We start from the raw sequence: 26,098 nt of genomic DNA on the forward strand, positions 1-26,098 counted from the left end.
GGCCACGGCTTAGGGTTTTTTCTTCTTGGCGGCTTTTTTCGCTGTGCTTTTTTTTGCCGTGCTTTTCTTGACGACGCTCTTGGCCGCGGTTTTGGTCGCCGTCTTGGCTGTGGCCGCGGTCTTCTTGCTCGCCTTGCCCTTGCCGCTCTTCTTGCCGCCGGCCGCCTTGTCCTTCTGCTCGGCCTCGTTCAGGAAGAATTCGCAGTCCAGTGCCGACAGGGTTTCCGGATCGCGGGTCTTGGGGATGTTGGCGCGGCGCGTACCGTCGCTGATATACGGCCCGAAGCGACCCTTGATGATGCGGATGCCCGCAGCTTCGAAGACCTTGATCGTCGCCGCTTCCAGCGCCGCGGCCTTCTGCTCGATCAGCTCGATCGCGCGCGGCAGGCCGATGGTGTAGGGGTCGTCGTCCTTCTTCAGCGATACGAAGCTCTTGCCGTAGCGCGCGTACGGCCCGAAGCGGCCGATGTTGACCTCGACCTCCTCGCCGTTTTCGAGCGTGCCGAGGCGCCGCGGCAGCTGGAACAGCGCCAGTGCATCGGCCAGCGTCACGGTGTCGATGCGCTGGTTCGCGCGCAAGCTGGCGAAGCGCGGCTTGTCGGCGTCGTCCTTGGTGCCGATCTGCACGAACGGCCCGTAGCGGCCGAGCCGAGCCGAGACCGGCTTGCCGCTCGCCGGGTCGGTGCCGATCTGGCGCGTCTCGCTGACTTCCTGGCGCGTCAGCTCCATCTTCTCGTCGACGCGCGGCTTGAACGAGCCCCAGAAATCGGCCAGCAGCGGCACCCATTCGCGCTCGCCGCGCGACACCGCGTCGAGATCGTCCTCTAGCTTGGCAGTGAACTCGTAGTCCACGTACTGGGTGAAATGATCGGTCAGGAACTTGTTGACGATCATGCCGACGTCGGTCGGCGTGAACTGCTTGCTGTCCAGGCGCACATACTCGCGCGCCTGCAACGTGCTGATGATCGAGGCGTAGGTCGACGGACGGCCGATGTCGAATTCCTCCAGCGTCTTCACCAAGCTTGCTTCGGTATAGCGCGGCGGCGGCTGGGTGAAATGCTGCTCGGCGTCGAGGTCCAGCAGGTTCACGGTCTCGCCGACCACCAGCACCGGCAGGCGCTTGTCGTCCTCGTCGTCCTCGTCGCTCTTGTCCAGCGGATCGGTGACCTTGATGTTGTACGCAGCCAGGAAGCCCGGCTCCAGCAACACCGAGCCATTGGCGCGGAAAGTGTGCTGCAGGCCGGCTTTCAAGTCGGCGGCGACGGTGTCGAACACCGCCGGGTTCATCTGACAGGCCATCGCGCGTTTCCAGATCAGCTCGTAGAGCTTGGCCTGGTCCGGCGTCAGATAACGCGCGACAGACTTGGGCGTGCGCGAGGCGGACGTCGGGCGCACCGCTTCATGCGCTTCCTGCGCGTTCTTGCTCTTGCTCTTGTAGTAGCGCGCCTCGGCCGGCAGGGTCTTGTCGCCGAACTCGCGGACGATGGTCTTGCGGATCTCGGCAATCGCTTCCTGCGCCAGGCTCACCGAGTCGGTACGCATGTAGCTGATCAGGCCGACCGTGTCGCCGCCCAGATCCACGCCTTCGTACAGCTGCTGCGCGGTGCGCATCGTGCGGCTCGAGGTGAAACCGAGCTTGCGGTTGGCTTCCTGCTGCAAGGTCGAGGTCGTGAACGGCGGCGAGGGATTGCGCCGGCGCTGCTTCTTGTCGACGGCGACGACTTTCAGCGAGCCCTGCGCGGCGGCGAGGATGCGCACTTTCGCCGCTTCCGAGCCGCCGGCGTCGGTGAGTGTGAACTGCTCGACTTTCTGCCCGTCGAGTTCGGTGAGCTTGGCGGCGAAGCTCTGCGCGTCTTTCTGCGCGCGCGCATCCAGCGTCCAGTATTCCTGCGGAATGAACGCGCGGATCTCGAGCTCGCGCTCGCAGATCAGGCGCAGCGCCGGCGATTGCACGCGGCCGGCGGACAAGCCCGGCTGGATCTTGCGCCACAGCAGCGGCGACAGATTGAAGCCGACCAGATAGTCCAGCGCACGCCGCGCCTGCTGCGCATTGACCAGGTCGAAGGCGATGTCGCGCGGGTTGGCGATGGCCTCGTTGACCGCGCGCTCGGTGATTTCGTGGAACACCACGCGCTTGACCGGCTTGTTCTTCAGCGCGCCTTTTTCTTTCAGCAGCTCGACCAGATGCCAGCTGATCGCCTCACCCTCGCGATCAGGGTCGGTCGCCAGGAACAGCGCGTCGGCGTCCTTCAATGCACTGATGATCGCGCGCACGTGTTTCTCGTTGCGGTCGATGATCTGGTACTTCATGTCGAAACTGCCGGAGGTGTCGACGGCGCCGTCTTTGGGCACCAGATCGCGCACGTGACCGTAGGACGCCAGGACCTCGAAGTCCTTGCCCAGATACTTTTTGATCGTCTTCGCCTTGGCCGGCGACTCGACGATGACCAGGTTTTTGCTCATTGCACCGCTGCTGGAAACCACGACCGACGCGGGTTACGGGCCCGCGGGGACCGTGCTTATAAGGGCAAGCCGCCGCCAATGTCTAGCTAGCCCGTCGCCGAGCGGCCCCTTTTCGGGCCTCTGCAGCCTGGTGCGGACAAAGAAAAAGGGCCGGCGAGGAGCCGGCCCTTTTTAAAACCTCGCCGATGCGACGCGGCGGTTTCAGCTCAGGTAGAGCCGCACAGGATCGCCAGCAGCGGGATGCCGGCGAAGGCGCAACTGCCGGTGCCGCTGGTGCCGCCAGCCAGCGTGCCGAGCACGGTGCTGACGATGTTGACCACCGGCGCCAGCGCGGTACCGGCCAGCGCGCCGCCGGTGCCGCCCGAGGCGGTGCCGCCGGCCAGCGCGTCCATGATCGGGCCGGTGATCGTCGGCAGCAGGGTTTCGATCGGCGACAGCAGCGGCGTCAGCGCGCTCAGCAGCGAGGCGCCGAATACCGAGGAAGCCGGCGAGGTACCGACGCTGCCACCGAGCAGGCTCTGCAGCTGTGCCGTCACGCTGGCGATCTGGGCGGTCAGCGCGTCGCTGCCGGACTGCGACTCGAGTGTCGTCAGCGGCACGACCTGGGTCAGCAGATTGGTCACGGCGTTGGTCACCAGGGCCTGCAGCGCGGTGCTGGCGCCAGCCGCATCCATGTTCGTCGCGGCGGTCAGCAGCGTGCTCAGATTGCTCAGCGCAGTTGCCACCGTGGTCAACGCACCGCCGGCGATCGGGGCCGAGTAGGCCGAGGCCGGGATCTGTGCGATCGCGGTCTGCATCGCGGCGTTGAGCTGGGCGACCAGTGTCGCGAGTGTCGCCAGCGACGGCGTCGTGCCGCTACCGCTGCCGCTGCCACTACCGGTGCCGATGGTCGCGATGATCTGCGCCAGCACCGGTTCCAGCTGGGTCGACAGCGGCGCCAGCGGCGTGCCGTCGAGGGCGTGCAGCGCGGCTTCGAGCTGGGCCAGCGACAGCGTGTTGGTGGTGCAGCCGCTGGTCTGGCCGGCGAGGCCCTGAAGCAGCCCGGTCAGGTCGACGACCATCAGGCGCAGCGAGTCGGCCAGCGCGGCCGGGTCGGCACTGCCCGGGTTGGCGGCGGCGGCCTGAAGCGCTACCAGCACCGTATCGGCGATGTCGAGCGCACTGCCGTTGACGATCGCGTCACTGCACTGGACCACGGCCTGCAGCGGCGTGCCGGTAACCGCGCTGGTCAGCGGAATGAACACCGACGTGCTGAGCTGGGTCTGCACGGGGTCGAGCGGGCCGGCGATCTTGTTGCCGGTGATCGTCGTGCTGGCCGGTGTCGGATCGGTCGAGGAATCGGAACCGCCGCCGCCGCAGGCAGTCAGCAGGGTGGCGCCGAGAAGAGCGGCTGCGCCGATGGCGCGTTTGCAGGGAAGGTCGAACATGTGGGATGCCCCGGTTGCGTGGTGATGACGAGCTCACCATCGCAAGAAGGCGTGTAAGAAAAATCCCACAACAGAACAAGTGGTTAAGCGGACGGCGACCAGCGGCGCGGGCGCATCAAGTCAAGGCTGCCGGTCGCCCCGGCAGGGGCTTTCGTCGTCGAACATGCGGCCCGTGTCAGATGGGCTGCGCAGGTCCGAGCCGCATACCGGCCGTCCTGGAAGCCGCCGCCTCAGTGCAGATAGTCGCCCTGGTAATAGACCAGGTCTTCCATGTGCTCGAAGGCTTCCTCGGAGTCCGGCTGGTTGATCAGCACCAGCAGGCAGACCCACTTGACGCGCTCCAGGTCGATTTCCTCCTGGAAGGCCATCAGCCGGTCGATCACGACCTCGCGGCTGGACGAATCCAGAATGCCGAGCTGCTCGAGGTTGTGCAGGAAGCCGCGGCATTCCACCGACAGCTTGGCCAGCTCTTCGCGGGCATACATCCGCAGCGAGCGCATCGCGCCGCCGGCGCCATCGTGTACCGGTTTCTGGCGGTTCTCGGACAGACCGTCTAGCCAGGAGAAGGCGTGTTCCACTTCTTCGGCCGGAAAGCCGGCGGCGGTGAGCTCGTCGCGCAGAGTGTCCTGGTTGTCCGTGTCGGAGAATTCCCCATGCTGATAGTTCTCGAAGAGATACATCAGCACGTCCAGCACTGTTTCTTTCATGTCGATCCCGTTGCGTCTTTCAAGAGGATTTGCGACCTGCTGTGCCAGCACCGCCCTCGCAGGAGCGGTCAGTTCACCTTAGAGGTGAAGTGATGATTTGTCTACATATTGTGTTTGTTGCGCGTTTCTCCTAACATTTTGAGCTCGCTCACTGCGGCTCCGCACGGACCCGCCGGATAACCCGGCCGGAGCTGTCGGTAGCCACCCAGCCTTCGAGCTCCAGCTCCAAAAGCCCTACGCTCAAAGCCTCCGCGCTGGTCTGCAGACGCTCGATCAGGCGGTCCACGCTCGTCGGCTCATCGCCGATGGCCTGCCAAATCCCTCGCAAGTCGCGGGCCGGTTCGGACTCTATAGTCGGTTTTGTTGACGCCGATGTGTCGGCGGCCGCGGCGCCTGGGTCGGCCAGCGCCTCGCTCAGCGCGGCGGCCAGAACCCCGGACAGCTCTTCGACGATGTCGTCCACGGTCTCGACCAGACGCGCGCCCTGGCGCAGCAGCTGGTGGCAGCCGCGCGCCAGCGGATTGTGGATCGAGCCCGGTATCGCGAACACCTCGCGCCCCTGTTCGGCCGCCAGCCTGGCGGTGATCAGCGAGCCGGATTCGCGCGCCGCCTCGACCACCAGGATGCCCAGCGACAGTCCCGAGATCAGCCGGTTGCGTTGCGGAAAGTTCTCGGCCAACGGCGGCATCCCCGGCGAGAACTCGGACACCAGCAGGCCGCGGGCGACAATCGCGTGGGCCAGCTCCTTGTGCCGTGCCGGGTAGACGCGGTCGAGCCCGGTTGCGCAAACCGCGATCGTCGGGCCGCCGGCCGCCAGCGCGCCGCGATGCGCGGCGCCGTCGATGCCCAGCGCCAGGCCGCTGGTCACGACCAGCCCGCGGCCGACCAGCGCGGCGGCGAAGGACTGCGCGGTGTCCAGGCCCTGGGCGGTCGCATGGCGCGAGCCGACGACGCCGATCTGCGGCTGGCGCAGCAGCTCGACGTCGCCGATGCCGAACAGCGCTGCCGGCGCCGCGTCGATCTCGCGCAGCCGCTGCGGGTAGCGCGGATCGGTGTAGACGATCAGGTGGCGGTCGGCCGCCCCGGCCAGCCAGGCCAGATCCAGATCGACCCGGGCGCGGTCCGGTTCGGCGAGCCCGGTGCAGGCTTCGCGCGACAGGCCGAGCCGGCTCCAGTTGCCGCGGCCGGCGGCGAGCACGGTGGCCGCGTCGCCGTACTGCTCGATCAGGCGTACCGCCAGCGGCGGGCTGACGCCCGGAGCGCGCAGCAGCCACAGCCAGGCTCGGAGATCTTCGTCGTTCATGACGCGACGCTAGGGCGCGGCGCCGCGTACCGCAAGGATTTGCGTCTCGGTAGCGAGCGTAGGTTGGGGTGAGCATCGCGAACCCCAACGGTATCCCGCGCCGATGTTGGGGTTCGCGATGCTCACCCCAACCTACGATACCCAAATCAGTACCGTGTCGGCAGCGGCTTCTCCACCTTGTCCAGCAGATGCGCCGGGCGGGTCACGCTCATCACCAGGCCATACGACAGCCGCGGCGTGGTCTTGAACACCAGCAATTGCCCGGCGGGCTGATCCGGCAGCTGGATCTTCTTCTTGCCGTAGGGGTCGGCGACACGGGCGCCGGCCTGCATGATCTGCAGCACGTGGCCGGGCTCCAGGCCATGCTGGCTGCCGCGGTTGATCGCGACGATCTGGAACTGGCTGATCTGCGACAGGCCGTCAAACACCGCGATGATGCGGCCGCCGATCGCGTGGTCCGGCGCGTGCGGGTAGAAGTCCGCCTGGAAGGCCTCCGGCTCCACCGGCAGCAGGCGGTCGCCGACCCGCGCCTCGCGATAGCTCTGTGACAGCAGCGCTGTAGCCGGTTCGCCCGGCAGCTTGACCTCGACCTCGCCGATCGGGATCGCCTCGTAGCCGATGATCGAGCCGTCGTCCGGGTCTTTGTACGGCTCGCCCGGCCGCACCAGCGCATACGACCAGGGTTCCTGCGGCGGCAGCCGGCGCACGTAGATCAGCGCGCCTTCGCCGCCGATCAGGTGATCGTCGACGAAGGACAGCAGATACGGCGCGGTCTTCAGCTCCTCGGGCGTGACCAGGCGCGGTCCGCGCAGGAAATCGCGGATCGCGTCGATCGGGATCGTCGGGATCGCCGATTCCAGCGGCAGTTCGCGTACCTGCGGCGACACCCGCTCCAGGTCGGAGCCGCCGGCCAGCCCCAGGCGCGGCCGGCCATCGACCTCGGACAGCTGCAGCACGTCGCCGGGATAGATCAGGTGCGGGTTGCGCACCTGGCCGTTCACGTACCAAATCTCCGGCCATTGCCAGGGGTCGAGCAGAAAGTGGTTGGCGATGTCCCACAGCGTGTCGCCGCGCTTGACCACGTAGGCCAAGGGCGCGCCGGGGCGGAGCACCGGCGCCGGCTGGGCGCTGGAATAGGGCTCCGCGGCCGCCATGGTCTGCATCGGTTCGGCTGCGGGTTCGGCGGCCGGTGCCGGCAGCGGGCCGGGCATCGGCGTGCTGGAGGCACAAGCCGCGACCAGGCCCGCCAGCAACATGGCCAGACCGGTGACGCCGAATTTCGACAGCGCTTGGCGGTCCAAGCACCCGCGATACCCGGATTGCGAGCGACTATACTTTCCCATGCAGGCCGTCCCCTCTTGCGGCTGGCTCCCCTGTTCAGGCCGGAATGGCAGCCGGGGGTTCACGGATCGTTCCGCATCAAACCAGTAGATCAATCTGTAGCGTCCGAATACTAAGCCATGGCCCTGATGCCGATTCTTCATCATCCCGACCCGCGGTTGCGCATCAAGGCGCAGCCGGTCGTCGACTTCGGCCCGGCGCTGCAGAAGCTGGTCGAAGACATGTTCGAAACCATGTATGACGCGCCCGGCGTCGGCCTGGCCGCCACCCAGGTCGGCGTCAACCTGCGCCTGGCGGTGATGGACGCCGGAGAAGACGCGCCCGAGCCGCGGGTGATGATCAACCCCGAAGTGCTAGCGGCCAGCGATCGCGTCGAGATGGAGGAAGGCTGCCTGTCGGTGCCGGATGCCAGCGAGAAAGTGCAGCGCTACAACCATCTCAAGGTCCGCGCGCTGGATCGCAACGGCGCGCCCTACGAGCTCGAGGTCGAGGGCCTGCGCGCGCAGGCGGTGCAGCACGAGATCGACCATCTCGACGGCAAGCTGTACATCGACTACCTGTCGTCGCTGAAGCGCGAGCGGATTCTGAAGAAGCTGCGCAAGCAGCAGCTGCGCGAAAACGCGTGACCGTCGCCAGTCGAGGCATCGATTGAAAATTGTGTTCGCCGGCACGCCGGCATTCTCGGTTGCCGCACTGGATGCACTGCATGCGGCCGGCCACACGATCGTCGCGGTCTACACGCAACCCGATCGTCCCGCCGGCCGCGGCCAGAAAATGATGCCCTCGCCGGTCGCGCTGCGCGCCGCCGAACTGGGCCTGCCGACGTTCAAACCTTCGAGCCTGCGCGGCAACGAGCCGGCGATCGGTGGCCTGCGCAAGCTCGCGCCGGATCTGATGGTCGTCGTCGCCTATGGCCTGATCCTGCCGCAGGCGGTGCTCGACGTGCCGCGGCTCGGCTGCTTCAACATTCATGCCTCGCTGCTGCCGCGCTGGCGCGGCGCCGCGCCGATCCAGCGCGCGATCCTGGCCGGCGACGACGTCAGCGGCGTCACCATCATGCAGATGGATGCCGGCCTGGACACTGGCGCGATGCTGATCCGCGACCAGGTCGCGATCACGCCGACGACCACCGCCGATCAATTGCAGCAGCAGCTGCAGACGATGGGCGCGCGGCTGATCGTCGAAGCGGTCACGCAGGCCGCGGCCGGCACGCTGCAACCTGAAGCGCAGCCAAGCGAAGGCGTCACCTACGCGCACAAGTTCGACAAGACTGAAGCGCGAATCGATTGGACCAAACCGGCGATCGAACTCGATCGCCTGGTGCGCGCGTTCAATCCCGCGCCGATCGCCTGGACCGAGCTCGGCACCGAGCGTCTGCGCGTGTTCGCCGCGCGCCCGATCGCCGAGGCCGCCGACGCTGCGCCAGGCACCATCGTCTCGGCCAACGCCTACGGCGTCGTTGTCGCAACCGGTGACGGCCTGCTCGCATTGCAGGCGCTGCAATGGGCCGGCGGCCGCGTCACCGACGCCGAGCAGGCGGCGCGCGGCCGGCCGCTGCTCGGAGCCCGCTTCCAATGAACCCGCCGCAAGACGCGCGCGAGGACTCATTGCCGCCCGAGCCCGAACGTCCCGACTGCTGCAACGGCGGCTGCGCGGTCTGCGTGCTCGACGGCTTCGAGGACGAAGTCCAGGCCTGGCGCCGCCAGTGCGAGGCGATACTGGCGCAGCGGTCCGCGCTCAAAGCCGGCGCTCAGCCGCCGCCGAGCTGATGCCAGTCAAGCTTGCGCGTCAGCAGCATCACCACCGCAAGACCCGCGAACAGAGCGACCGAGCCGCCCAGCAAGGCATAGTCCTCGGCTTGAAGCAGCAGGTACAAGTAGCCATAGAGTCCGCTGAGCAGGCCGCCGACGACCAGTGCCGCGCGCCAGCGGCGCAGGGCGGCGCGGCTGTAGAACGTGACCATGCCGGTGACCGCCAGAGTCGAGACCAGAAAGCCCGGCGCAAAGCCGACGTGTTCGCCGAAGGCCAGCTGCAGCAGGCCGAACAGGCACAGCGCCGAACCCACCAGCAGATACTGCAGCGGATGGACGCGCTGCCCGCTGAGCAGCTCGGTCAGCCAGATCGTCAGGAACGTGAAAAACAGCGCGAGTACCGCATACTTGGTCACTCGCTCGGCCATGCGATACGCGTCCACCGGCGTCAGCAGGCTCACGCCGAACAGTTGCTGGCGCAGGTCTTCGAGCTTGCGTTCGCTGGCGCTGTTCCACTGCTGCGGATAGCCGCGACCGAGGTAGGAGATCGACCAGTCCGCCGCAAATTGCTGCGCTGAAAGCTCGCTGCGAGTCGGCAGCCAGGCGCCCTGGAAACTCGGATGCGGCCAATCGGCCTGCAAGCTCGCATTGGTGTTGCGGCCGACCGGCGCCATCAGGATCTGATCGCTGCCGTTGAAGCGCAGCCGGAGTGTGAAATCGGCAAGGCCGTTGTCGTCGAAGACATCCGCCTTGCCGGGCGCGACAGACAGCGCCACGTGCACGCCGGCTGCGTTCCAGTCGGCGTCGGTGGCCGGTTGCAGCTCGTATGGCTTTCCGGCCCAGATCAGCTGCCCGTCGGCGTGGATCGCGCGCACATCGCTGAGGCCGATCTGCAGCTCGGCTTGCTGCCAGAGCATGTCGTCGTCGCGGTCGACCCAGGTCGACAGGTCCGGGCGCTGGAAATGTCCGCTCAGCTTCAGTTCGGCGCCATAAACCGGGAAGCTGAAAATGCCGCGGTGGCGGTTCTCCGTTTTCAGCTTTGCCTCGATGCCGAGCTGTTCGGGCAGCAGATAGGCGGCGCGGCGCAGCTGGCGCGGCTTGCCGTCCGCGTCGGTGTAATGCGCGATGTAGGGCACGCGCAGGATCGGGCCGATCAGCTGCTGCTGGCCGCCCCATTTGCTGGTCACTTCAGTGCCGGCATCAACGCGGCGCGATTGCCGCTCCTGCACCAGGTCCTGGATCATCGACAAGGGAATGCGCAGCAGCAGCCACAAAAATAGCAGCAGCACCAGGCGGCCCAGCGGGCTGCGCAGAAAATCGACGATGCCGCGGTTTGGCGCGGCCGTGACGACAGGTGGACTGCCGGGCGCGGCCGGCGGTGATGCGGATAGGGATGTCATGACGGATCTCGCTTCGAGTGGGACTCGGGGAATGGTTCGGAAAGGGGTTCGGAAAAGGGTCCGGCCATTGTTCGTGTGCGCGTCGCAAGTCCGGCCGCGACGGCGTGCAAGTCGCGAGGAACTTTGTGCAAATCCGGTGCAGGTCCGCGGAGTGCGCGGCACGCCTTGCTAAGCTGCCGACATGGCCAAAATCCTCGTAGTCGACGACGACGCGCATATCCGCGAACTGGTTTGTTTCGCGCTCGGCAAAGCGGGCTTTGCAACGCTGAGCGCCGGTGATGGCGTGCAGGCGCTGGCGGTCTGCGACCGCGAGCGTCCCAGCTTGCTGGTGCTCGATATCCTGATGCCCGAAATGGATGGCACCGAAGTCTGCCGACGGCTGCGCGCTGCGCCGATGACCGCGCGTCTGCCTATCCTGTTTCTGAGTTCGCGGGACGACGAGGTGGACCGCATCGTCGGGCTCGAGCTCGGCGGCGACGACTACGTAGCCAAACCGTTTTCGCCGCGCGAACTCGTTGCCCGGGTACGCGCGCTGTTGCGCCGCGCAGAGCCGATCGCGATCGACGCCGCGCCCGCGCAATGGCGGCATAACCGGCTGCGGCTCGACGGCGAGCGCTATCGCGCCTGGTGGGACGAGCAGGAGATCGTGCTGACGCTGACCGAGTTCGGCATCCTGCGCGCGCTGATCACGCGGCCCGGCAAAGTGTGCCGGCGGGTGCAGCTGATGGATCAGGCCTACGAGCTGCACCGCATCGTCTCCGATCGCACCATCGACAGTCATGTGCGCCGAGTGCGCGCCAAGCTCGCGGTGGCCGGCGCCGACGTCATCGAAACCGCGCACGGCATCGGCTACCGGCTCGGCCCCTGCGAATGAAGTGGCGGCCGTCGCTGCGCCTGATCCTGCTGCTGATCAATCTGCTGGTGATGCTGTTGCCGCTGGGCGGCATCGCCTGGCTGCGTCTGTACGAAAGTGCGCTGGTGCGCCAGACCGAAAGCGAGCTGCTGGCGCAGGGCGCAGTCGTCGCCGCGGCCTACAAGGCGGCGTGGTTGCGCATGCCGGGCGAGCCGGCGCTGGCCGATCTGCCGGCGGTTTTCGGCCCGATCGGCGAATGGCAGCCGCGCCAGCCGCGGCTCGATCTGGCGGTGGACCCGATACAGCCGCGGCCCGACGATGCTCAACCCACGCCTTGGCGCGCCGAGCCGCGGGCGGCCGCGGTGGGCGCCGAATTCAGTCCGGTGCTGCAGGACGTGCGGCGCACCACGCTGGCCGGCATTCGCGTGCTCGATCATCAGGGCATCGTCGTTGCCAGCACCGCCGGGGATTTCGGCGGCCAGCTGACGCAGCCGGAAGTGCTGCGCGCGCTGCGCGGCGAGACCGTCAGCCTGCTGCGCGAACGCCACAGCCAATCACCGCCGCCGGTTTCAGGTTCGCTGAGCCGCGCCACCGGCATCCGCGTGTTCGTCGCCTTGCCGGTGATTCATCAGAACCACGTGCTCGGCGCAGTGCTGCTGGCGCGCACGCCGGCCAGTATCTGGGACACGATCCAGGGCAAGCGCTGGCCGCTGGTCTACGCCAGCCTGGCGCTGCTGGCGCTCGTGCTGACGCTGTCCTGGCTGACCACGCGCACCATCGCCAGGCCGATCGCCGAACTGGGGGCGCAGGCGCAGCGCGCGGCGCGCGGCGAGAGCGGCGCGGTGCAGGCGCTGCGTCATGCCGGCACGCGCGAAGTCGCCGAACTCTCCACCGCGCTGGCGGCAATGGCGCAGACGCTGGAAGCGCGCGCGGACTACATCCGCCGCTTTGCGGCGCACGTGTCGCACGAGTTCAAGACGCCGTTGACCAGCATTCGCGGCGCGGTCGAGTTGTTGCGCGATCACGCCGATGCCCTGGCTCCGGACGAGCGCGCGCGGTTCCAGGACATGATCGCGGCCGATACCGCGCGGCTCGATCGCCTGGTGCGCCGCCTGCTGGAACTCGCGCGCGCCGACGTCACGCGCCCCGGCCATCAGCGCAGCGACGCACTCGCGGTACTGCGTGACAGCGCTGCGCGCGCAGAAAGCCTGGGCAGCGTGATCCAAACACAGTTTCCGGACGCCGTCGCCTGGGTGCCGATGCCGGCAGAAGAACTGGAGACGGTGTTCGCTAACCTGCTCGACAACGCGCGCCTGCATGCGCCGGGCTACGTGCTACGCCTTGCCGCCAGCATCGAGGGCTCCGCACTGCTGCTGAGTTTTGAAGACACCGGTCCCGGAATATCGGCCGCCAACGCGGCGCGCATTTTCGAGCCGTTTTTCACCACCGCGCGCGGCAGCGGCAGCACCGGCCTGGGCCTGGCGATCATCCGCGCGCTATTGACGGCGCACGGCGGCGACATCAGTCTGCGCGCCTCCGACGCGGGCGCCGTGTTTCTGGTGCGGCTGCCGCTCAAACTCTAGGGCCTGCAATCCGGGCTACGCTGCCCGCCGCAGGCGAATCCGATCATGGTCTGGCCCATTTCCAATACCGCTGCTCCAAAACCCTTGAACGCGCGCGCGCTGGCGGCCCGCGCCGTGGCCCGGGTGCTCGCCGGCGACAGCCTCGACGATGCGCTGGCCACCGCGCGCCGCCAGATCGCCGAGCGCGATCTGCCGCTGATCAAGAGCATCGCTTATGGCGTACTGCGCGAGCATGCGCAGCTGCGCGCGCTGGCTTTGCAGATGCTGCAGAAGCCGATGGATCGCGAGCCGGAAATCATGGCGCTGATCGAGGTCGGCCTGTATCAGCTGCGGCGCATGCGCATCCCGCCGCATGCCGCGGTGGCCGACACGGTCGAGGCGGTGACCGCGCTCGAGCGCCCGAATCTGTCCGGCCTGGTCAACGCGCTGCTGCGCCGCTATCAGCGCGAACGCGAGACCCTGGAAGCGGCGCTGCCGCAGGACGCCGAAACCCGCTACAGCGCGCCCGGCTGGCTGGTCGACGGCGTTCGCCAGGACTGGCCGGACAGCTGGGAAGCGATCCTGGCCGCGAGCAATGCGCAGGCGCCGCTGGTGCTGCGGGTGAATCGCCGCAAAGTCAGCCGTGAGGCTTACCTGGAAAAACTGGGCGCCGCCGGCCTGCCGGCGCGGATCGTCGAAGCCGCGCCCGATGCACTGATTCTGGAAAGCGCGGTACCGGTCGATCAGCTGCCGGGCTTCGCCGAGGGTGAAGTGTCGGTACAGGATGCTTCCGCGCAGCTGATGACCGGGCTGCTCGATCTGCACGATGGCCAGCGCCTGCTCGACGCCTGCGCCGCGCCGGGCGGCAAGACCACGCATGCGCTGGAATGCGCCCAGCTCGAGGTGCTGGCGCTGGATATCGCCAAGGCGCGGCTGCCGCGGGTGCACGAGAACCTGCAGCGTCTCGGCCTGAGCGCCGAAGTGCGCATCGCAGACGCCGGCCGGCCGAACACCTGGTGGGACGGGCGCGCCTTCGATCGCATCCTGGTCGACGCGCCATGCTCGGGTACCGGGGTGATCCGCCGCCATCCGGATATCCGCTGGCTGCGCCGGGCTGAGGACATCCCGCGCATGGCGGACCGCCAGCTGCGCCTGCTGAGCGCGTTGTGGCCGCTGCTCGCGCCGGGCGGCGTGATGGTCTACGCGACCTGTTCGGTGCTTGGCGCGGAAGGCGAGGACGTGGCCAAGCGCTTCCTGATGAGCCAGCCCGACGCCAAGCACCAGCCGATCGCGGCGAACTGGGGCGAGGCACGCCGCCACGGCCGGCGCATCGCCCCCGGTGACGGCTTCGACGGCTTTTACTACGCGCGCTTCGTCAAGCCGAACAAGCGCGTCTAGCATCGGGCCGCAGTGGGGCAGTTCAGCTGAACTTCATCCGGTTTTTTCTACGGTTCGGATAGCTCGCGTTCAGCGAACAGCGAATGGCATCCCATTGATGGGGATGAACACGGAAGTTTTGAACCAGCGGAAGGAGATCGCAAAAATGAAGATTCATGCACGCGCCGGCAGCGTCGCCATCGGTGTTGCGGTACTCGCGTTGACGGGTTGTCACAACTACGTCAAACGCGACGAATTCGACCGGACGGTCGCCGATCTGCGCGCCGGAACGGAGTCCGCAAGGCTCGAATCGCGCGACGAGATCGCCTCGCTGGGCCGCGATCTCGAAGGCAAGATGAAGAGTCAGGACGTTGCGATCACTGATCTGCAGGATCGCCTGCGTCTGGACCTGACGGCGCACTTCGATTTCGACAAGTCGGAACTGCGTCCCAAGGACGAGCAGGCGCTCAACGATTTTGCGGGCGTGATGAACAAGCGCCCCGAGATGCAGGTAACGGTCGAAGGCTTTGCGGATTCCGCGGGCTCACCTGCCTATAACAAGACGCTGGGCCTGAAGCGCGCGGAAGCCGTGCGCGAGCACCTGATCGAAAGCGGGCTCCAGGCCGGCAAGGTCAAAGCAGTGAGCTACGGCGATCAAAAGAGCCGGCAGCTGGCGCCCGGTGCCTGGGGCCAGAACGGCCAGGCCAATCGCCGTGTCGCTCTGGTCGTGGAAAAGAGCGTCGACCAGGTGGGATTGGCGGAGCCAGGCGCCGGACCCTATTCCGCGGGCAATGTCGGCGGCGAGGTGGTGAAAGGCAGCAAGGGCGCGGGTCAGTAGTCGGTTGGTGGTGAGGCCTAAGCCGTCCGCTCAAGTCGCTTAACCAAGGCGCTTAACAAAACCCCCACACGAAGTGGGGGTTTTGTTATCAAAAAACAAACCGATGGCCTAGTTCAACATCTCAACGGCAGCGTCGCTCGGCCGCGGTATTTACCGAGGTATTTACTGCGCGCCGGCCTTCGCGTCGACGGCGGCATTGACGTTGACGCTGGTTTCGGCCGCCGGCTTGGCGCCCGCCACGCCGCTAACGGTGGAGTTGACGCCGGCGCCGACGCCGCCGAGCAGGCCGCCGACCGCGCCGGTGGTGCCGTGCACGACTTTGCCGCCGGTGTCCTTGGCGGCCTTGCCGGTCTTCACGGCAGCGTCCTTGGTGACCGTGGCGGCATGCTTGGCCCCGTCGGTGAGCTTGCCGGCGCCATTGGCGGCAGCCGTTCCGGCCGCGCTGGCGCCGCCCCGGATCTCGGCGTTGGTTTTGGCCGCGGCTGCGGCCGCATCGACGTCAAGGTTCACGCCGACCCCGACGCCCGCTCCGGCACCGGTGCTTTGGGAGGCGGCGTTGACGGCCGCGCTGGTGTCGGCGGTGACGCCGGCGGCGAACGCCGGCAGCGTCGTCAGAACCAGCGTGGCGGCTACATAAGAGAGTTTTTTCATGGGGTGCTCGCGTTCCGTCGGGACGGTTGATGGGTTTGGGGTCAGCAGAATCGGGCGCGCCGCCCGGCTGGATGCTGAATGGATTGCGGATTGCAGGACCGGCCGGCAAGGTCGATCCGGGCAGGACTCTAGCGCAAGCCGATTCGAAGCGGCAGCCTCCCCCAATTCTTGCACTGCAACAAGGGCGGGCGTAAGGTTCGCGCCTTCGCATCCAGTGCACGACGTCGGCCGAGTGAAGATCATTATTCTGGGGGCGGGACAGGTCGGCGGCACGCTGGCCGAAAATCTGGCCCGTGAGTCCAACGACGTCACCGTCGTCGACAAGAATCCGCAGCAGCTCGCCGAGCTCCAGGAGCGCCTGGACATTCGCACGGTCCACGGCTTCGCGTCCCATCCGGAGGTGCTCAAGCGCGCCGGTGCCGACGACGCCGAGATGATCATCGCGGTGACCGACAGCGACGAGACCAATATGCTCGCCTGCCGCATCGCGCAGGTGCTGTTCAAGACGCCGACCAAGATCGCGCGCGTGCGCTCGATGGAATACATCCGCGAGACCAAGCTGTTCGCCGATGACGCGCTGTCGGTCGATCTGCACATCTCGCCGGAACAGCTGGTCACCGACTACATCCGCCGGCTGATGGAATATCCGGGCTCGCTGCAGGTGGTCGACTTCGCCGACGGCCGCGTGCGCCTGGTCGGCGTGCGCGCGTATTACGGCGGCCCGCTGGTGTCGCGCCAGCTCAAGGAGCTGCCGCTGCATCTGCCGGATGTCGACGCGCGCGTCGCCGCGATCTATCGCCGCGGCCGCCCGATCATCCCCGAAGGCGACACCATCATCGAGGCCGAGGACGAAGTGTTTTTCGTCGCCGCCACCGAGCACATCCCGAAAATCATGGCGGAGCTGCGGCGTCAGGACAAACCGGTCAAGCGCGTGATGATCGCCGGCGGCGGCAACATCGGCCTGCGCCTGGCGCGCGTGCTCGAAGGCCAGATGCAGGTCAAGCTGATCGAGCGCGACAAGGCCCGCGCCACGTTTCTGTCCGAGCAGCTCAGCCGCAGCATCGTGCTGCACGGCGACGCCGCCAACGAGCAGCTGCTGCTGGAAGAAAACATCGAGGACACCGACGCGTTCTGCGCGGTCACCAACGACGACGAGGCCAATATCCTGTCGGCGATGCTGGCCAAGCGGCTTGGTGCGCGCAAGGCGCTGTCGCTGATCAACCGCGTCTCGTATGTGGACCTGGTCGAAGGCGGCGCGATCGACATCGCGATCTCGCCGCAGCAGTCGACGGTGTCGGCGCTGCTGGCGCACGTGCGTCGCGGCGACGTGGTGCGCGTGCACAGCCTGCGCCGCGGCGCGGCCGAGGCGATCGAGGCGGTCGCGCATGGCGACCGCAAGAGCAGCAAGGTCGTCGGCCGTAGAGTCGAGGAGATCAAGCTGCCGCCGGGCACCGCCATCGGCGCGGTGGTGCGCGGCGACGAGGTGATCATCGCGCATCACGACACCGTGATTCAGGCCGACGACCACGTGATCCTGTTTCTGGTCGACAAGAAACACACGCGCGAAGTCGAGCGACTTTTCCAGGTTGGCGTGTCCTTCCTTTGACGGTCTACAGCGACCCCGGCCGGCGCTCCAACTCCGCTCGCCGCTTCCTCGCGGTGCAGCGCCTCGTCGGCCTGCTGCTGATGCTGTTCTCGCTGACCATGCTGCCGCCGGTCGCGGTCGGCCTGTATTACGGCGAAAGTACCCAGGCCGGGTTCATCTCCGGCATGTGGATCACGCTGGTGACCGGCGCCGCGATCTGGTGGCCGACGCGGCGTATGCGCGGCGAGCTGAAGATCCGCGACGGCTTCCTGGTGACGGTCCTGTTATGGACCGTGCTCGGTGCCTTCGGCGCGATCCCGCTGTTTCTCGCGTCCGACGTCTGGCCTACCGGGCTCGACGCGATCTTCGAATCGGTGTCGGGCCTGACCACGACCGGCGCCACCGTGGTGCCGCATGGCATCGACCAGCTGCCGCGGTCGATCAATTACTACCGCGCGCAGCTGCACTGGCTCGGCGGCATGGGCATCATCGTGCTGGCGGTGGCGGTACTGCCGATGCTCGGCGTCGGCGGCATGCAGCTGTCCATGGCCGAAACGCCCGGCCCGATGAAGAACTCCAAGCTGACGCCACGTATCACCGAAACCGCGCGTGTGCTGTCGACCGTCTACATGGCGCTGACCGCGGTCTGCGGGCTGACCTACTGGGCGCTCGGCATGTCGCTGTTCGACGCGATCTGTCATGCGTTCTCGACGCTGTCCTCGGGCGGCTTCTCGACTCACGACGCCAGCATCGGCTACTTCAACAGCGCGCCGATCGAGTTCGCCGCGATGTTCTTCATGCTGATCGGCGCCAGCAACTTCGCGCTGCACTACCTGGCCTGGGATCGCAAAAGCCTGAAGGTGTATTTGCGCGACGGCGAGTTCCGTACTTTCCTGACCCTGTTCGTGGTGTTCGGCGTGCTGGTATGCGCGCCGCTGGTTTATTTCGGCACCTATCCGGACGTTTATACCGCGGTGCGCCGCGGCATGTTCCAGCTGATCGCCTTCGGCACCGACGCCGGCTTCACCACCGCCGACCCGACGCACTGGCCGAGCTACGTGCCGCTGCTGCTCGTGCTGGCCAGCTTCATGCTCGGCTGCTCGGGCTCGACCGCCGGCGGCGTCAAGATGATCCGCCTGATCCTGTTCGTGAAGCAGGCGCTGCGCGAGTTGCAGCGGCTGGTGCATCCGAGCGCGCAGCTGCTGATCAAGTTCGACGGCAAGACCGTGTCCAACGACATCGTCTACGCAGTCGGCGGCTTCTTTTCGGTGTACGTCGGCTTCACCATCATGCTGACCTTCGCGATGATCGGCACCGGTCTCGACGCGGTCACCGCGTTCTCCGCGGTCGCCGGCTGCATGAACAACGCCGGCCCGGGCCTGGGCATCCTCAGCACCAGCATGGCGCCGGTCAGCGAGACCGGCAAAGGCATCCTGATCTTCGCGATGCTGCTGGGCCGCCTCGAAGTGTTCACCTTGCTGGTGGTGTTCACGCCTGCGTTCTGGCGGCGCTGAGCTGGTTTAACCTTGCAATTCTGGAGTTACGATCCATAATTGCAAGGATGATAGAGCGCGCACTCATGGCTGAGCTGCAAACCGCGCTGGCGGAATCGCCCGCCGTCGCGCTGCTGGGGCCGCGCCAGGTGGGCAAGACCACGCTGGCGCTGGCTTGCGGCAAGGGCCGGGACAGCGTCTACCTCGACCTGGAATCCGCCGCCGACCGCGTCAAGCTCGGCGAGCCGGAGCTTTATCTGCCCCAGCATGAAGAGCATCTGGTGATCCTCGATGAGATTCAGCGCATCCCCGAGTTGTTCCAGAGCCTGCGTGGATTGATCGACGCCGGGCGCCGCCGCGGACGGCGCAGCGGCCGTTTTCTGTTGCTGGGCTCGGCGTCGATCGATCTGCTGAAGCAGTCCAGCGAATCGCTGGCAGGGCGCATCCGCTATCTCGAACTGGCGCCGATCGACGCCGGCGAAGCGGGTTCCGAACGGGTCAATGCGCTATGGCTGCGCGGCGGTTTTCCGGAGAGCCTGCTGGCCGAGACCGACGCCGCCAGCCTGCGCTGGCGCATGGATTTCATCCGCACCTATCTTGAGCGCGACATTCCGCAACTGGGGCCGCGCATCCCGGCGGAGACGCTGCGCCGGCTGTGGACGATGCTCGCGCATCAGCAGGGCGGCCTGCTCAACGCGGCCGTGCTGGCCCGGGCGCTCGCGGTCGATGGCAAAACCATCGCCTCGTATCTGGATCTGCTGGTCGATCTGCTGCTGGTGCGGCGCCTGCCGCCCTGGCATCGCAACGGCGGCAAGCGGCTGGTGAAATCGCCGAAGGTTTACGTCCGCGACAGCGGCCTGGTGCATGCCCTGCTCGGCATCGGCGATCTGGAAGCGCTGCAGGCGCATCCGGTGGCCGGCGGCGGCTGGGAAGGCCTGATCATTGAATCGCTTCTGGCCGCCGCGCCGCGCGGCACCGAAGCCAGCTTCTATCGAACCGCGGCGGGCGCGGAGATCGATCTGGTGCTGAGCCTGCCGGGCCGCACGCGGCCCTGGGCGATCGAGATCAAGCGCAGCGTCGCGCCGCGGCTGGAGCGCGGCTTCCATCTGGCTTGCGCCGACATCGATCCGGAGAGCCGCCTGGTGGTTTATGGCGGCGTTGAGGCGATCCCGCTCGCACCGGGCATCGAGGCCCTGCCTGTCGGCGAGTTATGCCAGCGCCTGCGCGCCTTGTCGTCATAGCCGGCCCGCTTGCCCCAGAACAATCGCGCACCCTCGTCCAGAGGCTAATCTTCCCGGAACCTTTGGCTAACGGAGTCGGCGGCATGGTAGGGCCCGAATCGCGCCGCGTCAGACGTATCACGCAGACGCTGCTCGTGGTGCTCGGCGCGATCTGGGCGCTGCTGTGGACGCTGATGTCGCTGATCGAGAATCCGCGCTATCTGCACGATCCCGGCGAATCCTCATGGCAGCCCTGGGTAGTGGCCGCGACGTCCGCAGCTACCGCGATAGGCTGGCTGACGTTCTGGATATTCTCGGATCAAACCGGCCGGATCTCGCTCGCCAGTCCCTTGAACTGGTTCCTGCGCAGCCTGAAGCCCTTGCCGGTTCTGGTGCCGGCATGCATCGTCGTCGTGTACGGCTTGCGGCACGCGGTCTTTGCGCTGGCCGGTGCGGACTACTGGCATATCGAGTGGACGCCCTTGCTCCGCTACGAAGCGATCAAGATCAGCCTGTTTTACGTTCTATGGCTGGGCCTCGCATTCGGCGTGCGTACCTTCAGCGGCTGGCAGGAGCAGGCCGAGCGTCTGCTCGGCCTGCAGAAGGCGCTGGCGGAAGCGCAGCTGGCGCAGCTGAGAGCCCAGCTGCGGCCGCACTTTCTGTTCAACACGCTCAATACGATTTCGTCGCTGATGCAGGTCGACGTGAACCGCGCCGACCGGCTGCTGGCGCGGCTCGGCGATCTGCTGCGCGCCAGCCTGAGCGTCAGCGAGCGCGACACCGTGCCCTTGAACGAGGAGCTGGATTTTCTGCGGCTCTATGCCGACATCATGCGCGAACGTTTTGAAGAGCGTGTCGTGCTGCGCTGGGACATCGCGGATGACGCACTCGGCGTGCATGTGCCGGCGATGATCCTGCAGCCGCTGGTCGAAAACGCCTATCGCTACGGCGTCGAAGCCAACAGCGATGCACAGAGCATCACGATCCGCGCCTGGTGTGATCGCGGCGCGCTGATCGTGACGATACACAACACCAGCTCGACGCTCGCTGGCCAAGGCCACGACGGAGTCGGACTGCGAAATTGCCGCGAGCGCCTGCTCAGGCTGTATGGCGAGTCGGCGGCACTGACGCTCACCGAAGACGCGGCCGGCGGCGTGCTGGCCAGCTTGTCGATGCCGCGGGCGGCGCAATGATTACGGTCGTGATCGTCGACGACGAGGCGCCGGCGCGGGCCAAGCTGCGCCGCTGGCTCGAAGAACAGAGCGACATCGACATCGTGGCGGAAGCAGCCGATGGGCCCGGTGCCGCGCGCGCCATTGCGACACACGCACCGGACTTCGTGCTGCTCGATATCCAGATGCCGGGAATAAGTGGCCTCGAGCTTGCCGCGCAACTCGAATCCGGTGCCGCTCCGGTGATCGTATTCGTCACCGCTTTCGACGAGCATGCCGTGCGCGCCTTCGACCTGAACGCGGTCGACTATCTGCTCAAACCCTACGACCAGGAACGCTTCCTGCGCATGCTGGAGCGGGTGCGAGCGCGGCTCAAGAATCGCGAAGACCGCAGCCGCGCCGTGGCCACCGCGCGCAGCCGTTCGACGGCAAGCGAGCGGCTGCTGGTTCCGGAAGGAGAGAGCCTGCACATGATCGACAGCAGCAGCATTCTGTGGATCGAGGCCGACGACAACTACCTGCGTGTCCACACCGCAGCTCGCCATTATCTGCTGCGTAGAACGCTGCGCGATCTGCTGCTGCAACTCGGTGAGCAGCGCTTTGTGCAGATCCACAAATCGACCGCCGTCAACATCGCCGAGATTCGCTCGCTGGACCCGCTGTTCAAAGGCGATTACGAGATTCAGCTGCGCAGCGGCGAACGCCTGCGGCTGAGCCGCCGCTACCGGCAAGCGCTGTTCGATCGCACGGGTCGTTAGACCCGTAGGGCGGGAGGAGCGCAGCGTATCCCGCCTTTCGCGCGGCGCCCACCGCGAAAGGCGGGACGCTCCCGCCCTACAAGCTCCGCGTAGGTCGGACTTCTGTCCGACTTGCGAGGCCGGAATGTCGGGCTGAAGCCGGACCTACAAAAGCCCCCTGACGCTTTGGAGCTGACCAAAGGCACAGACCCGCACACCCGCGCCCGGCTCCGCTTGCCCCATATGCGCTGCCGGCGAGCAAACCACAAAACACACTGCGAACACATCGACCAACAGCGGATGTGTTCCATGATCAACCTGCGGCGCGTCAGCAGGGCCTACTCCACGCCGGCCGGAACCTTCACAGCGCTGCGCGAAATCGATCTCCACATAGGCCGCGGTGAATTCGTCGCCGTCGTCGGCAAATCGGGCAGCGGCAAATCGACCCTGCTCAACCTGCTCGGCGGTATCGATCGCCCCAGCGCCGGTGCGCTCGAAATCGCCGGCACGCCGATCCAGGTCATGAGCGAAAACCAGCTGGCGAAATGGCGCGGTGCTGCGGTCGGCATCGTGTTCCAGTTCTTTCAGTTGCTGCCGACGCTGAGCGTGATCGAAAACGTGATGCTGCCGATGGATTTCCTGCGTCGTCGCCCGGTCCGCGAGCGCCGCAGCCACGCGCTTGCGCTGCTGGACCGCGTCGGTGTCGCGGACCAGGCCGACAAGTTGCCGGCGGCGCTGTCGGGCGGACAGCAGCAGCGCACAGCGCTCGCACGCGCACTGGCCAACGAGCCGCCGCTACTGATCGCGGACGAGCCGACCGGCAATCTCGACTCGGTTACCGCTGCGGAAATACTGACGCTGTTCCGCAAGCTCGCCGATGCCGGTACGACCGTTGTGATCGCAACACACGACCGCGACATTCTGCGGCTCAGTGATCGCGCGCTGGTTCTCGCCGACGGCGTGCTAGTACCCGGCCAATGACCGCGTCCTGGCACAAAGTGTTTCGTGATTTCTGGCAGCAGCGCACGCACACGGTGCTGGTGGTGCTCGCCGTTGCACTCGGCATCACGACTTTTTTTGCGGTGCTGTCCAGCTATGCCATCGTCACGCGCGCCTTGAACGACGGCTATCGCGCGACAAATCCGGCTTCAGCCACTTTGTATGTCGATGGCAGCGATGGCGGCGATGGCATCGACGAGCCCCTGCTCGCAGCCATCAAGGCCGACCCCGCTTTGAGTGAAATCGAAGCGCGGCGCACGGTATCCGGTCGTATCAAGGCGGGGCCTGGGGCCTGGCAGAACCTGTTGCTCTTCGTGGTCAAGGATTTCGGGAACATCCGGGTCAGCACGCTGCAGCCGCAGCAGGGAGCGTGGCCGCCGGCGACGGGTGAGATCCTGATCGAGCGCGATGCTTTTCAGGTCGTCAACGCTCGCCTCGGCGATGACGTAAGCGTCGAGACTGCGGACGGTGTGCTGCATCAGCTGCGCGTCAGCGGCAGCGTCAAGGACGTAGGCCAGGCGCAGGCGCGCATGGACCGTGTCGTTTATGGCTACATCACGCTGGACACGCTACAGACGCTGTTGCCGCAGGGCCAGGTGGCAAAGCTCGATCAACTGAAAATCCGGGTTGCGCAAAATACTGGCGATGAAGCGCACATACGCAGCGTTGTTCAGCAGCTGCAGCAGCGCATCGAGCAGTCCGGGTACTCGGTGCGCCGCATCGACATTCCCACTCCCGGCGAACATCCGCACGCGGCGGTCATGGGCATGCTGCTGCTCGCCATCGCGGCGTTTGGTTTCTTTGTGCTGATGCTCAGCGGCGTGCTGGTCGTCAACCTGATGACGGCGCTGATGGCGGCGCAAATCCGGCAGATCGGCGTGATGAAGGCGCTCGGCGGATCGCGCGCGCAGATCGCGCGGATTTACCTTGCACAGGCACTTTGCCTGGGAGGCATTGCACTCGTATTGGCTCTCCCCTCGGGGCTGCTGGGAAGCCGTGTTCTGTCGCGCTATCTTGCGGTCTTTCTGAACTTCGACATCGACAGTTTTGAGGTGCCGTTCTGGGTTTGCCTGCTGGCGATCGTTGTCGGCCTGCTGGTTCCGCTGCTGGCCGCCGCATGCCCGGTCTGGAACAGCAGCCGCATCTCGGTACATCGGGCGCTGACGGATGAGGGAGTGTCTTCCAGAGCGTTTGGCGAAACCGCATTCGACCGTGCAGTCGCGGGATGGAGCGGCGCATCGCGACCGCTGCTGCTGGCGCTACGCAATGGCTTTCGCCGCCGCGGCCGATTGTTGCGCACGCTGCTCACGCTGGCCGTGGGCGGCCTGTTCTTCATGACGGCCCTGAACGTGCGTGCATCGCTGAGCGGCGCGCTGGATCGCTTGTTCGAGAGCAGGCACTACGATCTCACGGCCACGCTCGATACCATGGCGCCGCTTGAAGACATCGCGCGCGCGGTTCGCAACACCCCCGGTGTCGTGCGTGCCGAAGGCTGGATCACAAGTGAAGCCGAATTGGAGAGCGGCCGCGTCACGCTGATCGCCCTGCCCGCCGGCACGGATCTTCTCAAGTTCGATGTCGTCAGCGGCTGCGGTCTGCACGCCGGAGATACCAATGCCCTGGTGGTCAACAACGCACTGGCGAGAGAGCAGCCGCAGATGAGGGTGGGCAATACGGTTGCGTTGAAAATGGCCGAGTTGGGACTGGTGCAGTGGCGCGTGGTCGGCATCACACCGGAGCCCTTCGTCCCCGCGATGGCTTATGTTCCGAAGGCCTATTTCGAAAGCCTTCGCAGCAAGATAGCGATGGCGAATTCGATAAACCTGGTGCTACAGCGCAGCGACGCCCGCGCGATCGATGCGCTTAAAACCGAACTTGATCAGGCTCTGGAACACCAGGGCCTGCGCGCACTGCGCATGGTCAGCAAAGCCGATAGGCGGCTCGGCTTCGACGAACACATGCGCATAATCTACGCCTTCCTGATCGTGATGTCCTGCGTCATCGGCGGCGTCGGCGGGCTCGGCCTGATGACCACGATGAGTCTGAACGTGCTGGAACGCCGACGCGAAATGGGCATCCTGCGAGCGCTGGGGGCCTCATCAAGCCTGGTATGGCTGATCGTCGTGACGGAAGCCGCACTGATCGGCCTGATGAGCTGGGCGCTCGCGGCCCTCGCTGCCTGGCCGCTGAGCCTGGGCCTCGGCAAGCTACTCGCAGAGCGTCTCAAGAACGGTCTCGATTTCTCGTTCGATCTGACGGGATTGTGGGTCTGGTTGGCCGTCGTGCTGGCGCTGAGCCTGTCCGCGAGCTTCGTGCCTGCGTGGCGCGCATCCCGGTGCTCGGTGCGGGAGGCGGTCGGCTGATTGTTGGTAGTTGAGCTGGTAGTGGGTGCCCAGGTTCACGACGGCCCATTGCGGGCAGACAGAGGGCCGTCGCGCACAACTTCAGCTGGCCACTCATGCCCTCAGTCGGCTTTCAACCAGCGCGCCGCAGAGTCACCGGTGTCTTCAGGGCGAGTATTGAACGCGATGAACGCGCTGGGAGCTGATTTGTGTACCGCGTTTACGATCACCTCAAAAAGCAGCAAGCTCTTCGGGGGAATACGGAGCCCGCCGCCAATCACAACGCAGTCATAGGTCACGGCTGCAAGTTGCTGTTCGAGCGCAGGGCCCGCTGATTCGTCGGGGCGAACCAGGCAAAGATCGGACTGCCATCCGCGCTCCGACATCTGCTGCATGCCAACCGCAATTCCCCGACGAATCTTTTCGGCATCAAATCCCGGCGGCAACGCAGGATCCGAGAAATCGACAGTCTCCGGCTCTTGGCCGACAAACAAAACCCGTCTCATATTGCGCGCTCCTTGCACAAACTTCTTTCACCAGCATACGCCCGATGCTGCGCCGGAGAGCGATTCAAGCTCGGCCAGCCCTGCTCGTTTGGATCGCAGCCATCGCCTTGGCCTTGTAGCAGGCGGTCTTTACGATAAACGGGCGCAACAACAAGCCGCCCGACTCCTGCATGTGGTAGCGAACTTCGCAAGCAACCATTTACAAAGGCATGTAGCGGGTCCCAGTGAATGACCGCTATGGGCTAATTCTGTTGAAAAACTATTTGGCCTGAAGCGCGCCACCGGAAATATTGACCCGGTGTTCGCGTCAGTGCGGTTCTGACCAACTCCACTGAATCAAAGTCACAGAATCAATCCTACGCGAGCACTTT

Annotated in this window: 22 protein-coding genes; 14 read left to right on the plus strand and 8 right to left on the minus strand. The window is 66.2% G+C overall.

What is annotated here, in order from left to right; genetic code table 11:
* Positions 1-9: 9 nt before the first annotated feature.
* The 5 genes from JWQ90_RS03640 to JWQ90_RS03660 all read right to left on the minus strand — a co-directional run bounded on the left by JWQ90_RS03640 (position 10) and on the right by JWQ90_RS03660 (position 7,201).
* A complete protein-coding gene (locus JWQ90_RS03640; RefSeq protein ID WP_299689540.1) occupies positions 10-2,463 on the minus strand; it encodes a DNA topoisomerase I in 2,454 nt (817 codons plus the stop codon).
* 206 nt (positions 2,464-2,669) lie between these two features.
* The gene (locus JWQ90_RS03645; RefSeq protein WP_299689542.1) at positions 2,670-3,890 is read right to left on the minus strand and encodes a hypothetical protein; all 1,221 of its coding nucleotides are present in this window, start codon (positions 3,888-3,890) and stop codon (positions 2,670-2,672) included.
* A gap of 230 nt (positions 3,891-4,120) precedes the next feature.
* The gene (locus tag JWQ90_RS03650; protein WP_299689544.1) at positions 4,121-4,597 is read right to left on the minus strand and encodes a DUF494 family protein; all 477 of its coding nucleotides are present in this window, start codon (positions 4,595-4,597) and stop codon (positions 4,121-4,123) included.
* 148 nt (positions 4,598-4,745) lie between these two features.
* The gene (gene dprA / locus JWQ90_RS03655) at positions 4,746-5,900 is read right to left on the minus strand and encodes a DNA-processing protein DprA (protein WP_299689547.1); all 1,155 of its coding nucleotides are present in this window, start codon (positions 5,898-5,900) and stop codon (positions 4,746-4,748) included.
* 146 nt (positions 5,901-6,046) lie between these two features.
* Complete coding sequence (locus JWQ90_RS03660) at positions 6,047-7,201, minus strand: LysM peptidoglycan-binding domain-containing protein (RefSeq protein WP_299689550.1); 1,155 nt, start codon at positions 7,199-7,201, stop codon at positions 6,047-6,049.
* 159 nt (positions 7,202-7,360) lie between these two features.
* Between JWQ90_RS03660 and def the strand changes: the two genes are divergently transcribed.
* Genes def through JWQ90_RS03675 form a run of 3 tightly spaced genes read left to right on the plus strand, consistent with a single transcriptional unit; the run spans position 7,361 to position 9,010 of the window.
* Positions 7,361-7,867 carry a peptide deformylase gene (gene def / locus JWQ90_RS03665; protein ID WP_299689553.1) on the plus strand — a complete coding sequence of 169 codons (507 nt, stop codon included), beginning with the start codon at positions 7,361-7,363 and terminating at the stop codon, positions 7,865-7,867.
* A 31-nt stretch (positions 7,868-7,898) separates the two neighbouring features.
* Positions 7,899-8,819 carry a methionyl-tRNA formyltransferase gene (gene fmt / locus JWQ90_RS03670; RefSeq protein ID WP_299689602.1) on the plus strand — a complete coding sequence of 307 codons (921 nt, stop codon included), beginning with the start codon at positions 7,899-7,901 and terminating at the stop codon, positions 8,817-8,819.
* Positions 8,816-9,010 carry an oxidoreductase-like domain-containing protein gene (locus JWQ90_RS03675; protein WP_299689556.1) on the plus strand — a complete coding sequence of 65 codons (195 nt, stop codon included), beginning with the start codon at positions 8,816-8,818 and terminating at the stop codon, positions 9,008-9,010. The genes fmt and JWQ90_RS03675 overlap by 4 nt, the downstream gene beginning before the upstream one ends.
* Here the strand turns inward: JWQ90_RS03675 and creD are convergent.
* Entirely contained in the window at positions 8,992-10,392 is a 1,401-nt protein-coding gene (creD, locus tag JWQ90_RS03680) for a cell envelope integrity protein CreD (RefSeq protein WP_299689559.1), read from the minus strand. The genes JWQ90_RS03675 and creD overlap by 19 nt on opposite strands.
* Positions 10,393-10,573: 181 nt before the next feature.
* On the opposite strand from creD, the gene JWQ90_RS03685 reads away from it, so the two are divergent.
* From JWQ90_RS03685 to JWQ90_RS03700, 4 genes are all read left to right on the plus strand, one after another.
* The gene (locus JWQ90_RS03685) at positions 10,574-11,266 is read left to right on the plus strand and encodes a response regulator transcription factor (RefSeq protein WP_299689562.1); all 693 of its coding nucleotides are present in this window, start codon (positions 10,574-10,576) and stop codon (positions 11,264-11,266) included.
* Positions 11,263-12,828, plus strand: coding sequence for a HAMP domain-containing sensor histidine kinase (locus tag JWQ90_RS03690; protein WP_299689565.1), 1,566 nt, complete (start codon positions 11,263-11,265; stop codon positions 12,826-12,828). Before JWQ90_RS03685 ends, JWQ90_RS03690 begins: the two co-directional genes overlap by 4 nt.
* 45 nt (positions 12,829-12,873) lie before the next feature.
* Positions 12,874-14,205: a 16S rRNA (cytosine(967)-C(5))-methyltransferase RsmB gene (gene rsmB, locus JWQ90_RS03695; protein ID WP_299689568.1), complete on the plus strand. Its 1,332-nt coding sequence runs from the start codon at positions 12,874-12,876 to the stop codon at positions 14,203-14,205.
* Positions 14,206-14,350: 145 nt separating this feature from the next.
* Entirely contained in the window at positions 14,351-15,022 is a 672-nt protein-coding gene (locus tag JWQ90_RS03700; RefSeq protein ID WP_299689570.1) for an OmpA family protein, read from the plus strand.
* A gap of 162 nt (positions 15,023-15,184) precedes the next feature.
* Here JWQ90_RS03700 and JWQ90_RS03705 read toward each other — a convergent pair whose 3' ends face one another.
* Positions 15,185-15,673, minus strand: a complete 489-nt coding sequence (locus JWQ90_RS03705; protein WP_299689573.1) for a hypothetical protein — start codon at positions 15,671-15,673, stop codon at positions 15,185-15,187.
* On the opposite strand from JWQ90_RS03705, the gene trkA reads away from it, so the two are divergent.
* The 7 genes from trkA to JWQ90_RS03740 all read left to right on the plus strand — a co-directional run bounded on the left by trkA (position 15,672) and on the right by JWQ90_RS03740 (position 25,242).
* The gene (gene trkA / locus JWQ90_RS03710) at positions 15,672-17,279 is read left to right on the plus strand and encodes a Trk system potassium transporter TrkA (protein WP_299689576.1); all 1,608 of its coding nucleotides are present in this window, start codon (positions 15,672-15,674) and stop codon (positions 17,277-17,279) included. The genes JWQ90_RS03705 and trkA overlap by 2 nt on opposite strands.
* Before the next feature lie 80 nt (positions 17,280-17,359).
* Positions 17,360-18,772, plus strand: coding sequence for a potassium transporter TrkG (locus tag JWQ90_RS03715; RefSeq protein ID WP_366919428.1), 1,413 nt, complete (start codon positions 17,360-17,362; stop codon positions 18,770-18,772).
* A gap of 47 nt (positions 18,773-18,819) precedes the next feature.
* A complete protein-coding gene (locus tag JWQ90_RS03720) occupies positions 18,820-19,992 on the plus strand; it encodes an ATP-binding protein (protein WP_366919425.1) in 1,173 nt (390 codons plus the stop codon).
* Positions 19,993-20,075: 83 nt separating this feature from the next.
* Positions 20,076-21,164: a histidine kinase gene (locus tag JWQ90_RS03725; protein WP_299689585.1), complete on the plus strand. Its 1,089-nt coding sequence runs from the start codon at positions 20,076-20,078 to the stop codon at positions 21,162-21,164.
* Positions 21,161-21,901, plus strand: a complete 741-nt coding sequence (locus JWQ90_RS03730) for a response regulator (protein ID WP_299689588.1) — start codon at positions 21,161-21,163, stop codon at positions 21,899-21,901. The genes JWQ90_RS03725 and JWQ90_RS03730 overlap by 4 nt, the downstream gene beginning before the upstream one ends.
* Before the next feature lie 288 nt (positions 21,902-22,189).
* Positions 22,190-22,861, plus strand: coding sequence for an ABC transporter ATP-binding protein (locus JWQ90_RS03735; RefSeq protein WP_299689591.1), 672 nt, complete (start codon positions 22,190-22,192; stop codon positions 22,859-22,861).
* Complete coding sequence (locus JWQ90_RS03740) at positions 22,858-25,242, plus strand: ABC transporter permease (protein ID WP_299689594.1); 2,385 nt, start codon at positions 22,858-22,860, stop codon at positions 25,240-25,242. Before JWQ90_RS03735 ends, JWQ90_RS03740 begins: the two co-directional genes overlap by 4 nt.
* 101 nt (positions 25,243-25,343) lie before the next feature.
* On the opposite strand, the gene JWQ90_RS03745 is transcribed toward JWQ90_RS03740, so the two are convergent.
* Positions 25,344-25,727, minus strand: coding sequence for a hypothetical protein (locus tag JWQ90_RS03745; protein WP_299689597.1), 384 nt, complete (start codon positions 25,725-25,727; stop codon positions 25,344-25,346).
* Between the last annotated feature and the right edge of the window lie 371 nt (positions 25,728-26,098).

It is taken from the genome of Hydrocarboniphaga sp., assembly GCF_028291725.1.
In the GTDB taxonomy this organism is placed as follows: domain Bacteria; phylum Pseudomonadota; class Gammaproteobacteria; order Nevskiales; family Nevskiaceae; genus Hydrocarboniphaga.

Coding starts and splice junctions, on each gene's coding strand:
- JWQ90_RS03640 (WP_299689540.1), bottom strand. CDS start 2,463: ATGAGCAAAAACCTGGTCATCGTCGAGTCGCCGGCCAAGGCGAAGACG.
- JWQ90_RS03645 (WP_299689542.1), bottom strand. CDS start 3,890: ATGTTCGACCTTCCCTGCAAACGCGCCATCGGCGCAGCCGCTCTTCTC.
- JWQ90_RS03650 (WP_299689544.1), bottom strand. CDS start 4,597: ATGAAAGAAACAGTGCTGGACGTGCTGATGTATCTCTTCGAGAACTAT.
- dprA (WP_299689547.1), bottom strand. CDS start 5,900: ATGAACGACGAAGATCTCCGAGCCTGGCTGTGGCTGCTGCGCGCTCCG.
- def (WP_299689553.1), top strand. CDS start 7,361: ATGGCCCTGATGCCGATTCTTCATCATCCCGACCCGCGGTTGCGCATC.
- JWQ90_RS03675 (WP_299689556.1), top strand. CDS start 8,816: ATGAACCCGCCGCAAGACGCGCGCGAGGACTCATTGCCGCCCGAGCCC.
- creD (WP_299689559.1), bottom strand. CDS start 10,392: ATGACATCCCTATCCGCATCACCGCCGGCCGCGCCCGGCAGTCCACCT.
- JWQ90_RS03685 (WP_299689562.1), top strand. CDS start 10,574: ATGGCCAAAATCCTCGTAGTCGACGACGACGCGCATATCCGCGAACTG.
- JWQ90_RS03690 (WP_299689565.1), top strand. CDS start 11,263: ATGAAGTGGCGGCCGTCGCTGCGCCTGATCCTGCTGCTGATCAATCTG.
- rsmB (WP_299689568.1), top strand. CDS start 12,874: ATGGTCTGGCCCATTTCCAATACCGCTGCTCCAAAACCCTTGAACGCG.
- JWQ90_RS03700 (WP_299689570.1), top strand. CDS start 14,351: ATGAAGATTCATGCACGCGCCGGCAGCGTCGCCATCGGTGTTGCGGTA.
- trkA (WP_299689576.1), top strand. CDS start 15,672: ATGGGGTGCTCGCGTTCCGTCGGGACGGTTGATGGGTTTGGGGTCAGC.
- JWQ90_RS03705 (WP_299689573.1), bottom strand. CDS start 15,673: ATGAAAAAACTCTCTTATGTAGCCGCCACGCTGGTTCTGACGACGCTG.
- JWQ90_RS03715 (WP_366919428.1), top strand. CDS start 17,360: ATGCTGTTCTCGCTGACCATGCTGCCGCCGGTCGCGGTCGGCCTGTAT.
- JWQ90_RS03720 (WP_366919425.1), top strand. CDS start 18,820: ATGATAGAGCGCGCACTCATGGCTGAGCTGCAAACCGCGCTGGCGGAA.
- JWQ90_RS03725 (WP_299689585.1), top strand. CDS start 20,076: ATGGTAGGGCCCGAATCGCGCCGCGTCAGACGTATCACGCAGACGCTG.
- JWQ90_RS03730 (WP_299689588.1), top strand. CDS start 21,161: ATGATTACGGTCGTGATCGTCGACGACGAGGCGCCGGCGCGGGCCAAG.
- JWQ90_RS03735 (WP_299689591.1), top strand. CDS start 22,190: ATGATCAACCTGCGGCGCGTCAGCAGGGCCTACTCCACGCCGGCCGGA.
- JWQ90_RS03740 (WP_299689594.1), top strand. CDS start 22,858: ATGACCGCGTCCTGGCACAAAGTGTTTCGTGATTTCTGGCAGCAGCGC.
- JWQ90_RS03745 (WP_299689597.1), bottom strand. CDS start 25,727: ATGAGACGGGTTTTGTTTGTCGGCCAAGAGCCGGAGACTGTCGATTTC.